The 12527-nt window shown below is 62.0% G+C and carries 7 protein-coding genes; all 7 read left to right on the top strand.

All coding sequences use genetic code 11. From position 1 onward, the window contains the following. Positions 1 to 232 precede the first annotated feature (232 nt). Positions 233 to 1210: a dipeptidase gene (locus PMI24_RS27040; RefSeq protein WP_007959776.1), complete on the top strand. Its 978-nt coding sequence runs from the start codon at positions 233 to 235 to the stop codon at positions 1208 to 1210. 77 nt (positions 1211 to 1287) lie between these two features. After that, complete coding sequence (locus PMI24_RS27045; RefSeq protein ID WP_007959778.1) at positions 1288 to 1818, top strand: DUF5943 domain-containing protein; 531 nt, start codon at positions 1288 to 1290, stop codon at positions 1816 to 1818. A 15-nt stretch (positions 1819 to 1833) separates the two neighbouring features. After that, a complete protein-coding gene (gene dgcA, locus PMI24_RS27050) occupies positions 1834 to 3894 on the top strand; it encodes a dimethylglycine demethylation protein DgcA (protein ID WP_007959780.1) in 2061 nt (686 codons plus the stop codon). 155 nt (positions 3895 to 4049) lie between these two features. Further along, positions 4050 to 5999, top strand: a complete 1950-nt coding sequence (gene dgcB / locus PMI24_RS27055) for a dimethylglycine demethylation protein DgcB (protein ID WP_007959783.1) — start codon at positions 4050 to 4052, stop codon at positions 5997 to 5999. Then, positions 5999 to 7219: an electron transfer flavoprotein subunit alpha gene (gene etfA / locus PMI24_RS27060; protein WP_007959785.1), complete on the top strand. Its 1221-nt coding sequence runs from the start codon at positions 5999 to 6001 to the stop codon at positions 7217 to 7219. Before dgcB ends, etfA begins: the two co-directional genes overlap by 1 nt. A 9-nt stretch (positions 7220 to 7228) precedes the next feature. After that, positions 7229 to 7999 carry an electron transfer flavoprotein subunit beta gene (etfB, locus tag PMI24_RS27065; RefSeq protein WP_007959786.1) on the top strand — a complete coding sequence of 257 codons (771 nt, stop codon included), beginning with the start codon at positions 7229 to 7231 and terminating at the stop codon, positions 7997 to 7999. 994 nt (positions 8000 to 8993) lie between these two features. After that, on the top strand, positions 8994 to 12446 hold the full coding sequence (locus tag PMI24_RS27070; protein WP_007959788.1) for an alpha/beta fold hydrolase: 3453 nt from the start codon (positions 8994 to 8996) through the stop codon (positions 12444 to 12446). Positions 12447 to 12527 lie beyond the last annotated feature (81 nt).

Here is a 12527-nt window from a genome sequence, read left to right on the forward strand (position 1 = left end):
ATGTCGCCGCTCTAATCCAGTGGTGTTTCCGGGATGCGGCAGATTCTGGCTCAAGCTCGCGGGCTTGAACAGGTGGCCGGTCGGACCGGTTGGCGACCCTTTGTCGCGGATTGACGCTTTCGGCAATTCCCCTGTCGTTTTTGCACCCGGCTGGTCGCGCACCGAGGCATATGCTGGCCCCAAAGCGCCGGCAGACGATTCGGCGCATGAATCGCCAATAAGGGGACGCCTGATGAGCCCAGCCGAATTACACGCCGACAGCATCGTTATCGACGGTCTGATCATTGCCAAATGGAACCGCGAGCTGTTCGAAGACATGCGCAAGGGCGGTCTGACGGCGGCCAACTGCACCGTGTCGGTGTGGGAGGGCTTTCAGGCCACGGTCAATAACATCGCTGCCAGCCAGAAACTGATTCGTGAAAACAGCGATCTGGTGATCCCCGTCCGCACCACCGCCGACATCCGCAAGGCCAAGGAGCAGGGCAAGACCGGCATCCTCTTCGGCTTCCAGAACGCCCATGCGTTCGAAGACCAGATCGGCTATGTCGAGGTGTTCAAGCAGCTCGGCGTCGGCATCGTGCAGATGTGCTACAACACCCAGAACCTGGTGGGCACCGGTTGCTACGAACGTGACGGCGGCCTGTCGGGTTTCGGTCGCGAAATCGTCGCCGAGATGAACCGTGTCGGCGTCATGTGCGACCTGTCCCACGTCGGCTCCAAGACTTCCGAGGAAGTCATCCTCGAATCGAAAAAACCGGTGTGCTATTCCCACTGCCTGCCGTCGGGGCTCAAGGAGCACCCGCGCAACAAGTCCGATGAAGAACTGAAGTTCATTGCCGACCACGGCGGTTTCGTCGGCGTGACCATGTTCGCGCCGTTCCTCGCCAAGGGCATCGATTCGACCATCGACGACTACGCCGAAGCCATCGAATACACCATGAACATCGTCGGCGAAGACGCCATCGGCATCGGCACCGACTTCACCCAGGGTCACGGTCAGGACTTCTTCGAATACCTGACCCACGACAAGGGCTACGCCCGCCGTCTGACCAACTTCGGCAAGATCATCAACCCGCTGGGCATCCGCACCGTCGGCGAGTTCCCGAACCTGACCGAAACCCTGCTCAAGCGCGGCCACTCCGAACGAGTCGTGCGCAAGATCATGGGCGAAAACTGGGTCAACGTCTTGAAAGACGTCTGGGGCGAGTAAGCCGCCGCTTCCCGAATACTTTCCCCCGGCCGTCCGCGTCGGGGGCAACACCAAAATTTTTCTGGAGTTAAGTTTCCATGGCCAAGATCGCCCCGCAATTGCCAATCGAAGTCGACAGCGAGACCGGTGTCTGGACCTCCGACGCCCTGCCGATGCTGTATGTGCCACGGCATTTCTTCGTCAACAACCACATGGGCATCGAGGAAGTACTGGGCGCTGACGCCTATGCCGAGATCCTCTACAAGGCCGGCTACAAATCCGCCTGGCACTGGTGTGAAAAAGAAGCCGAGTGCCACGGTCTGGAAGGCGTCGCGGTGTTCGAACACTACATGAAGCGCCTGTCGCAGCGCGGCTGGGGCCTGTTCAAGATCCAGGACATCGACCTCGATAAAGGCACCTGCAGCGTCAAGCTCGAACACTCGGCGTTCGTCTACGTCTACGGCAAGGTCGGGCGCAAGGTCGACTACATGTTCACCGGCTGGTTTGCCGGTGCAATGGACCAGATCCTTGCCGCTCGCGGCAGCAAGATCCGCACCGTGGCCGAGCAGGTTTACGGTGGCTCCGAAGAAGGCCACGACGACGGCCTGTTCACCGTCAAGCCGTTGTAAGTCGAGGAACCCGCCATGGCTTTCGAAGCAATGTTTCAGCCAATTCAAATTGGCAAACTGACCATCCGCAACCGCGTGCTCAGCACCGCGCACGCCGAGGTCTACGCGACCGACGGCGGCATGACCACCGAACGGTACGTCAAATATTACGAAGAGAAAGCCAAGGGCGGCATCGGCCTGGCGATCTGTGGGGGTTCGTCCGTGGTGGCGATCGACAGCCCGCAGCAATGGTGGAGTTCGGTGAACCTGTCCACCGACCGGATCATCCCGCACTTCCAGAACCTCGCCGACGCCATGCACAAGCATGGCGCCAAGATCATGATCCAGATTACCCACATGGGCCGTCGCTCCCGTTGGGATGGTTTCCACTGGCCGACCCTGATGTCGCCGTCGGGTATCCGCGAACCGGTGCACCGCGCCACCTGCAAGACCATCGAGCCGGAAGAGATCTGGCGGGTGATCGGCAATTACGCGCAAGCGGCTCGCCGCGCCAAGGCCGGTGGCCTGGACGGCGTCGAACTGTCGGCCGTGCACCAGCACATGATCGACCAGTTCTGGAGTCCGCGCGTCAACAAGCGGACCGACGAATGGGGCGGCACCTTTGAAGGCCGGATGAAGTTCGGTCTGGAAGTCCTGAAAGCCGTGCGCGCCGAAGTCGGTGACGATTTCTGCGTCGGCATGCGCATCTGCGGTGACGAGTTCCACCCGGACGGTCTGTCCCACGAAGACATGAAGCAGATCGCCAAGTATTACGACGACACCGGCATGCTCGATTTCATCGGCGTCGTCGGCTCGGGTTGCGACACCCACAACACCCTGGCCAACGTGATTCCGAACATGAGTTATCCGCCGGAGCCGTTCCTGCACCTGGCGGCCGGGATCAAGGAAGTGGTCAAGGTTCCGGTGCTGCACGCGCAGAACATCAAGGACCCGAACCAGGCCACGCGGATTCTGGAGGGCGGTTACGTCGACATGGTCGGCATGACCCGCGCCCACATCGCCGACCCGCACCTGATCGCCAAGATCAAGATGGGCCAGATCGACCAGATCAAGCAGTGCGTCGGCGCCAACTACTGCATCGACCGCCAGTACCAGGGTCTGGACGTGCTGTGCATCCAGAACGCCGCGACCTCCCGTGAATACATGGGCGTGCCGCACATCATCGAGAAATCCACCGGGCCGAAACGCAAGGTGGTGATCGTCGGTGCCGGCCCGGCGGGGATGGAAGCGGCCCGTGTGGCAGCCGAACGTGGCCACGACGTGACCCTGTTCGAGAAGAAGGAATTCATCGGCGGGCAGATCACCACCGCATCGAAAGCGCCGCAGCGTGACCAGATTGCCGGTATCACCCGCTGGTTCCAGCTGGAGCTGGCGCGGCTGAAAGTCGACCTGCGCCTTGGCACAGCGGCGGACGCCGACACCATCATGGACCTGCGTCCGGACATCGTGGTGCTGGCGGTCGGCGGTCACCCGTACCTGGAACAGAACGAACACTGGGGCGCCGCTGAAGGGCTGGTCGTCAGCAGCTGGGACGTGCTCGACGGCAAGGTTGCGCCGGGCAAGAACGTGCTGGTCTACGACACCATTTGCGAGTTCACCGGGATGTCGGTGGCCGACTTTCTCGCCGACAAGGGCAGCCAGGTCGAGATCGTCACCGACGACATCAAGCCGGGCGTGGCCATCGGCGGTACGTCGTTCCCGACCTACTACCGCAGCATGTACCCGAAAGAAGTGATCATGACCGGCGACATGATGCTGGAGAAGGTCTACCGCGAAGGCGACAAACTCGTCGCTGTGCTGGAGAACGAATACACCGGCGCCAAAGAGGAGCGGGTGGTGGATCAGGTAGTCGTCGAGAACGGCGTGCGCCCGGACGAAGAAATCTACTACGCCCTCAAGGACGGCTCGCGCAACAAGGGCCAGATCGACGTCGAGGCGCTGTTCGCGATCCAGCCGCAACCTTCGTTGAGCAGCAATGGCGACGGTTACTTGCTGTTCCGCATCGGTGACTGCGTGGCGCAGCGTAATACCCATGCTGCGATCTATGACGCCCTGCGGTTGTGCAAAGACTTCTAAAGGTTTGCACATGACCCTGTGGGAGCGGGCTTGCCCGCGAATGCATTCTGTCAGTCACCTCTGCATCGACTGACCCGGCGCTTTCGCGAGCAAGCTCGCTCCCACAGGAACACGCCGAACGTGTTTCTCCAGGCTGTACTGGTGGGAGCTTCACCATGTTGAACACCCTTCTTCCAATCCTGTTGTTCGCAGCCCTGGCCCTCGCGGTGCTGGGGGCGTTGCGGCGGGTGGCCATGTGGCGTCGGGGCCGGGCCTCGAAGGTCGATCTGATCGGCGGCCTGTTCGCCATGCCCAAGCGTTACATGGTCGATCTGCACCACGTGGTGGCGCGGGACAAATACATCGCCAACACCCACGTCGCCACGGCGGGCGGTGCGGTGGCGTCGATCGTGCTGGCGATTCTGGTGCACGGTTTCGGCCTGCATAACCGGATCCTCGGCTACGCGTTGCTGCTGATGACGGCGGTGATGTTCGTCGGGGCGATCTTCGTTTATCGGCGTCGGCTCAACCCGCCGTCGCGGCTGTCGAAAGGCCCGTGGATGCGCCTGCCGAAAAGCCTGCTGGCTTTCTCGGCGTCGTTCTTCCTGGTGACCTTGCCGGTGGCCGGGATCCTGCCGGAGAACTTCGGCGGCTGGGTGCTTGCAGCGATTCTCGGGATCGGTGTGCTGTGGGGCGTGTCAGAGCTGTTCTTCGGCATGACCTGGGGCGGCCCGATGAAACACGCCTTCGCCGGTGCGTTGCACTTGGCCTGGCACCGTCGCGCCGAACGTTTTGGTGGCGGCCGTTCCACCGGTTTGAAACCGCTGGACCTGAATGATCCGACCGCGCCGCTCGGTGTGGAAAAGCCCAAGGATTTCACCTGGAACCAGTTGCTCGGTTTCGATGCCTGCGTGCAGTGCGGCAAGTGCGAAGCCGCGTGCCCGGCATTCGCCGCCGGCCAGCCGCTGAACCCGAAAAAGCTGATTCAGGACATGGTCGTCGGCCTCGCCGGCGGCACCGACGCCAAGTTCGCCGGCAGTCCGTATCCCGGCAAACCGGTGGGCGAACACAGCGGCAATCCGCATCAACCGATCGTCAACGGTCTGGTCGATGCCGAAACCTTGTGGTCGTGCACCACCTGCCGCGCCTGCGTCGAGGAGTGCCCGATGATGATCGAGCACGTCGATGCCATCGTCGACATGCGCCGTCACCTGACTTTGGAAAAAGGCGCGACCCCGAACAAGGGCGCCGAAGTCCTGGAAAACCTGATCGCCACCGACAACCCGGGCGGTTTCGCCCCGGGCGGGCGGATGAACTGGGCGGCGGACCTGAACCTCAATCTGCTCAGCGAGAAGAAGTCCACCGACGTACTGTTCTGGGTCGGCGACGGGGCCTTCGACATGCGCAACCAGCGCACCTTGCGTGCGTTCGTCAAAGTGCTGAAAGCGGCCAAGGTCGACTTCGCGGTGCTCGGATTGGAAGAGCGTGACAGCGGCGACGTGGCCCGACGTCTTGGTGACGAAGCGACCTTCCAGTTGCTCGCCAAACGCAATATCCAGACCCTGGCCAAATACAGCTTCAACCGCATCATCACCTGCGATCCGCACAGTTTCCACGTGCTGAAAAACGAGTATGGCGCGTTCGATGGCAACTACCTCGTGCAGCACCACAGCACTTACCTGGCGGAAATCATCCAGGCCGGCGCGCTGAACCTCGGTCAGCACAAAGGCAACAGCGTGACCTATCACGATCCTTGCTACCTCGGCCGCTACAACGGTGAGTACGAGGCGCCGCGCGAAGTGCTGCGCGCCCTCGGCATCGAGATCAAGGAAATGCAACGTTCCGGCTTCCGTTCGCGCTGCTGCGGCGGCGGTGGCGGGGCGCCGATCACCGACATTCCGGGCAAGCAGCGGATCCCCGACATGCGCATGGAAGACATCCGCGAGACCGGCGCCGAGCTGGTGGCCGTGGGTTGTCCACAGTGCACGGCAATGCTCGAAGGCGTGGTCGAACCGCGTCCGCTGATCAAGGACATCGCCGAACTGGTGGCCGACGCGCTGCTCGAAGACGCCGCGCCGAACAAGCCTGCCACCCCGGCCAAACGTGAACCTGCGGAGGCCCACTGATGAGCGACATTATCCGCCGCGACCCCCGCGCCGAATGGATCGCACGCAACCGCCTGCACCCGCTGCACGCGGCCATGCAACCGGCGCAACACAGCTGGATGGGGCCCAACGGGATCATCCGCAAGAACCTGCACGGCATCGGCTTCATCGGGCCGAACGGCATCAAGCGCATTGACCGCAGCGGCGCCCAGCAGGGCGGGGCGGTCAAGCGTTCGGCAGCGGTCGAAGTGCAATTGCCGCTGCATCAGGTGCCGGCCCCGGCGTTCTACATCAGCGTGGTCCCGGACATGGTCGGCGGCCGCTTGAGCAGCCACGACCGCGACCTGCTCGGCCTGGCCCATCAACTGGCCGGCAGCGACGGCGCGGTACTGGCGGTGGTGTTCGGCGAGCACAAGGAAAATGCTTTCGCCACGGCGGGCGTTGACCGCTTGCTGGTGCTGGAAGGCGAAGAGTTCAGCGGTTATGCACCGGAGCAACGGATCCAGGGCTTGCGGGCTGTGGATAACCAGTTCAACCCGCGTCACTGGCTGCTGCCGGACAGCCGCAGCGGTGGCGGCGAACTCGGTCGACGCTTTGCCGCCGCACTGGGCGAGCGCCCGGCGACACGGGTGTGGCAGGTCAAGGATCAGGAGTGCATCGGCCGCGCCGGTGCCGGGTTGCAGGATCTGGCCCGCCCGGTGGCACGTTTGATTCTGGCGTCTGCCGAATGTGCGGAACCGGTCAGCGAAACCCGTCACGAAGCGCTGCCGGTGGAGTTATCCACACCCGTCGCGCGCAGCCTGTCGCGGATCGAAGATCTGGGTGCGGTGGCGGTGGATCCGGCGGCGATTCCGATGGCCGAAGCCGAATTCATTTTCTCCGGCGGCAACGGGGTCAAGGACTGGGAGCTTTTCCACAGGACCGCCGCCGCCCTCGGCGCCACCGAAGGCGCTTCGCGGGTGGCGGTGGACGATGGCTTCATGGCCCGCGACCGGCAGGTCGGCGCGTCCGGCACCTGGGTCACCGCGCGGGTTTACGTGGCCGTGGGGATTTCCGGAGCGATCCAGCACCTGCAAGGCATCGGAGCCTGCGACAAGGTGGTGGCGATCAACCTCGATCCGGGCTGCGACATGATCAAGCGTGCCGACCTGTCGGTGATCGGCGAAAGCGCGGAAATTCTTCAGGCCTTGATCGCGGCGGTAGAGGCCTACCGCAACGAAGCCAAGCGCGATGCGGCTTAAGGAACGGTTATGAGCACAAAGATCATCAGTCTGGTTTCAATCGGCGCCCACCCGACCTCCGGCCGCCCGCGCCGCGCCGATCAGGACGCCCGCGCGGTGGAACTCGGCCTGCAACTGGCGGGGGATAATCTGCAAGTGCTGCACGCCGGCGACATCGCCGAACCGGCGCTGCGCGCCTATCTGGGCATGGGGCTTGCGCAGATGCATGTGCTGGAACAACCGGAGGGTGCCGATGCGCTGCCGGCGTTGACCGAGTATCTGCGGGATGCTGGCGCCCAGGTCGTGTTGACCGGCAGCCAGGCGGAAACCGGCGAAGGTTCGGGGATGCTGCCGTTCCTGCTGGCCGAAGGCCTGGGCTGGCCGCTGGTGGTGGGGCTGGCACAGGTCGAATCGATCAACGACGGCTCGGCGCTGGTGCTGCAAGCCTTGCCCCGTGGGCAGCGCCGCCGGTTGAAGGTGCGCCTGCCGTTTCTGGCGACTGTGGATAACGCAGCGCCCAAGCCTCGGCAAAGTGCTTACGGACCTGCGCGGCGTGGAGCTCTTCAGGCTAAAGACGTGGAAGTGGTGGATGACGAATTGCTGGCGGTGGCGACCCTGCAACCGGCCAAGCCTCGGCCAAAGCGGCTGAAGGTGATCAAGGCCAAGAGCGGGGCGGACCGGATGAAGGCGGCGACGGCCAAGGCCAGTGGGGGTGGGGGGCAAGTGCTCAAGGGCGTGACGGCGCAGGCCGGTGCTGAAGCCATTCTCAAGCTGCTGATCGAAGAAGGTGTTGTCCGCTGAAACCTTTGCTGACCCTCTCCCTTCGGGAGAGGGCGGTTTACCCACAATCCCTGTTGGCGGATCTGTGGATAACGTGTTCGCCCCTCCCTGCACCCCATGCCAATCAAGCTCTCCAGCCATCAGATCAAAAAACAACCAGCCTAACTCGCGGTTTTTTCTGAGTTTTTCCCCAGCATAACTCCCAGACTTGCCCCCAATCTCTGTTGGCGCTTCTGTGGATAAGATGTTCGCTATCCGCTAAGAGCCATATAAACCGTGGCTTACAAAGATCTGATCAAAAAACGCTCAATTCAGCCTTTTAACCCGCCAATCCCCACGCAAACCCCCATTTATCAACGCCTCCAGCGTTTTTCCACAGCGCCCGCCAAGTTACCCCCGAACTCTGTTGGCGCTTCTGTGGATAAGGTGTTCGCCATCCTCTGCAGGCCACGTAGTCCGTGCTGTGTAGCGACTTGATTAAAAAATAATCAATCGCTAATGGAAACCCTTCTTCTGGATAAGTCACGGTTTTTCTTCGCATAATCCCGATTATTTTTCCAGGTCATCCACAGTTGTCCCCATTAGCTGTGGGTGTCTATGTGGATAACTTGTTCGCCAAACCCTACAACCCCCGGCGGGCTTAGTCCAAAAGGCAATTGATCAGATTTCATACAGTTCTAAGAGGCTGCCTTGACTTCGATCCGGTGCCTGTCTTCACTGCAATGGCACAAGGACAGCCGTCACTTATCCACATCTGGTTCAGGGAGAACGCGTGATGGATACCCAGCCACACCGCTTACCCCTCAGTCCCTGCACGCTCCGCGCGCTGCCGGCACCTTCGCCGCGAAAGCGCACGTTGCGTCGTGCCGCCAATCAGCACGCCCGCCTGTAGCGCTTGATTCCTGCCTAAACCGTTGTACTGCCGTCGGGATTTCCCGGAGGCCAGGTGCCCGTTCGCCCATTGATTGCAGGCAACCGCAGAGTTGCCCCATCTGCCTGAGAGAGGAACCACCTCATGACACGGATCGCAACGCCCATCAGCGACATCAAGGAACATTACGACGTGATCGTCATTGGCTCCGGGTACGGCGGCGGCATTGCCGCGTCGCGCCTGTCCCGGGCCGGTAAAAAGGTCTGTCTGCTGGAACGCGGTCGGGAGATCCAGCCCGGCGAATACCCCAACACCATGATCGCCGCGACCGAGGAATTGCAGGTACACGATCCGGACGGCCACATCGGCTCGCGCACCGGATTGTTCGATCTGCACGTCAACGCGCAGCAGAACGTGGTGGTCGGTTGCGGCCTCGGCGGCACGTCGCTGATCAATGCCAACGTCTCCCTGGAGCCGACCGTGGATGTGTTCCAGGATCCGCGCTGGCCCCTGGCGGTACGCGAGGACCACGACGGCTTGCTCAAGGCGGGTTACGAAAAAGCCCGAGAAATGCTCAAACCCAATCCCTACCCGAGCACCGCGCCGAACCTGCCGAAGCTTGATGCCAACAAAAAATCCGCAGACTTCCTCAAGCAAGGCGCGCACTTCTACAAGCCGCCGATCAACGTGACCTTCGACAAACTGCCCAACAACCTCAATCACGTCGGCGTCGAGCAGCTGCCGTGCAACCACTGCGGTGACTGCGTTTCGGGCTGTAACAACAAGGCAAAGAACACCACGCTGATGAACTACCTGCCGGACGCCACCAATCACGGCGCGGAGATTTTCTGCCAGGCCCAGGTGCGGCATCTGGAGCGCGACGGCAACGGCTGGATCGTGCACTTCCAGTATCTGGACAGCGGCCGCGAGAAGTTCGACGCGCCGACGCTGTTCGTGAAAGCCGGCATCGTCGTGGTGTCTGCCGGTACCCTCGGCTCCACCGAAATTCTGCTGCGCTCGCGGGACAAGGGCCTGGTGATGTCCGGCCAGCTCGGCGAGAACATGAGCGGCAACGGCGACATCCTCGGCTTTGGCCATAACTGCGAGCAGACCATCAACGGCATCGGTTTCGGCGCGCATTCGGCCAAGGAAATGCAACCGGTCGGCCCGTGCATCACCTCGATCATCGACATGCGCACCGAGGGTGACCGCAGCAGTCGCATGGTCATCGAGGAAGGTTCGATCCCCGGCGCACTCGGCCGGCCGATGGTGCCGGCGATGGCCGGGTTCGCCGAGATGATCGGCAAGCCCACCGACGACAGCTTCAGCGGCAAGGTGAAGTACAAGGAACGCGAAGCCGAAAGCTTCCTGCGCGGCCCGTATCACGGCGCGCTGCACAACATGCAGACTTACCTGATCATGAGCCACGACAGCGGTCAGGGACGCATGGTCCTCGACAGCAAGGATCAACTGCGCATCGATTGGCCGGGCGTCGGCGAGCAGGAAAACTTCAAGATCGGCAACGAGCGGCTGTACCAGAGCACCAAGGCCCTGGGCGGGATCTGGGTCGAGAATCCGATCTGGACCAAGCTGCTCAAGCACAGCATCGTTTCGGTACATCCGCTGGGTGGTTGCGTGATGGGCGAAGACGCCGCGCAAGGCGTGGTCAACCACAAGGGCCAGGTGTTCAGTGGCGCCAGTGGCACCGATGTCTACGCCAACCTCTACGTGACCGACGGCGCGGTGATCCCGACGTCACTGGCGGTCAACCCGCTGCTGACCATCTCCGCCGTGAGCGAGCGCAACATGGGCTTGCTGGCCGCCGATCGTGGCTGGACGATCGACTACACGCTGCCATCGGCACCGCGCAAACAGACCGCTCCGCCGACCCTCGGCGTGCAGTTCACCGAAACCATGAAGGGCTACTTCTCTCGCGCTTTCACCGCCGCGCAAAGCACCGACCTCAAAGTCTATGAAGCTGCCGCCAAACGCGGCGAGGCGGACAACTCGCCGATCGACTTCACCCTGACCATCACCGCCAACGACCTCAACCGGATGATCAAGGAGCCGGAACACGCCGCGACCATCGTCGGCACGGTGATCGCGCCGGCGCTGTCGCCAGAACCGCTGACCGCCAGCAACGGCGTGTTCAACCTGTTCGAGCAGTTCGAGCAGCAGGTCGATACGCGCCACATGAAATACGACATGAAACTGACCGCCGAGGACGGCCACGACTATTTCTTCAGCGCCTTCAAGACCGTGCCGGAAGACAACGGCGTGCTGAACATCTGGCACGACACCAGCACCCTCTACGTGACGCTGTATCGCGGGCCGGACAAGACCGGCGAGGTGATCGGCTCCGGGGTGATGCACATCAAACCGACCGACTTCGCCAAGCAGATGACCACCATGAAAGTCCTCAATGCGCGCAACGAGCGTGAGCGCATCGAAGGGCTGGCGCGGTTCGGCAAGTTCTTCGCCGGGATTCTCTGGGAAAGTTACGGCGGGGTGTTTGCCGGTGACAAATACTTCAACCCCGATGCGCCGCCACGGCTGAAACGGCCACTGGATGCGCCGACGCCTGCCGTGCATTTCTTCCCCACCGAAGACGGCGTGCAGTTACGCCTGACCCGTTATCAGGCCGGCAGCAAAGGTCCGGTGATGCTGGTACATGGTCTGGGTGTGGGCTCGAATATCTTTTCCACCGACACCATCCAGACCAACCTGCTCGAATTTCTGTGCAAGCACGATTACGACGTGTGGCTGCTGGATTTCCGGGTGAGCATCCTGCTGCCAGCGAGCAAGAAGGAATGGAACGGCGACCAGATTGCCCAATACGACTTCAAGGCCGCCATCGGGCAGATCCAGCAACAGACCGGCGCGAAGGATGTGCAATGCGTGGTGCATTGCTACGGCGCCACGACCTTCTTCATGTCGCTGCTCGCCGGTTTGCAGGGTGTGCGTTCGGTGGTCTGTTCGCAGATCGCTGCCGACACAGTGGTCGCGACCGCTACGGGGCTGAAGGCCGGTCTGCACTTGCCGGGGATGCTCGACGCCATCGGCATCAAATCGATGACTGCCTACGCCGACAGCAAGGAGAACTGGTTCAACCGGCTCTACGACAAGGCGCTCAACGGCTACGCGCGGATCGAAGCCCAAGGCTATTGCACCAACCCGGTGTGCCACCGCATCACCTTCATGTACGCCTCGCTGTATCGCCACGACACCCTCAACGAGACGCTGCATGACAACCTGCACGAGCTGTTCGGCGAGTCGAACATCGAGACCTTCGAGCACCTGGCGCTGATCGTGCGCAAAGGGCATCTGGTGGATTTCAAAGGGCACGACGTGTACATGCCGCACTTCGACAGGCTGATCATGCCGATCTGCTTTATCAGCGGTGCGGACAACCAGTGTTATCTGCCGGAAAGCACGCTCAAGACTTATCAGCGGGTTTGCGAGAAACACGGCCCGGAACGCTACAGCCGGCATGTGGTGCCGGGGTACGGCCACATCGATTGCATGTTCGGCAAGAACGCGGTGGTCGATGTGTATCCGATCATCCTTGAACACCTGGAGAAAACAGCCCTCGGTTGATTCGCAACCGAGTCGACTGCAATCGCGAGCAGGCTCGCTCCCACATTGGAATGCGATGCGCATTTGTGGGCGCTGGCCTGC

Origin of the sequence: Pseudomonas sp. GM25, assembly GCF_000282255.1 — a bacterium.
GTDB lineage: Bacteria > Pseudomonadota > Gammaproteobacteria > Pseudomonadales > Pseudomonadaceae > Aquipseudomonas > Aquipseudomonas aphyarum.

Bases quoted from the DNA above. Each gene is read 5' to 3' on its own strand.
- PMI24_RS27040 (WP_007959776.1), top strand. From the start codon at position 233: ATGAGCCCAGCCGAATTACACGCCGACAGCATCGTTATCGACGGTCTG.
- PMI24_RS27045 (WP_007959778.1), top strand. From the start codon at position 1,288: ATGGCCAAGATCGCCCCGCAATTGCCAATCGAAGTCGACAGCGAGACC.
- dgcA (WP_007959780.1), top strand. From the start codon at position 1,834: ATGGCTTTCGAAGCAATGTTTCAGCCAATTCAAATTGGCAAACTGACC.
- dgcB (WP_007959783.1), top strand. From the start codon at position 4,050: ATGTTGAACACCCTTCTTCCAATCCTGTTGTTCGCAGCCCTGGCCCTC.
- etfA (WP_007959785.1), top strand. From the start codon at position 5,999: ATGAGCGACATTATCCGCCGCGACCCCCGCGCCGAATGGATCGCACGC.
- etfB (WP_007959786.1), top strand. From the start codon at position 7,229: ATGAGCACAAAGATCATCAGTCTGGTTTCAATCGGCGCCCACCCGACC.
- PMI24_RS27070 (WP_007959788.1), top strand. From the start codon at position 8,994: ATGACACGGATCGCAACGCCCATCAGCGACATCAAGGAACATTACGAC.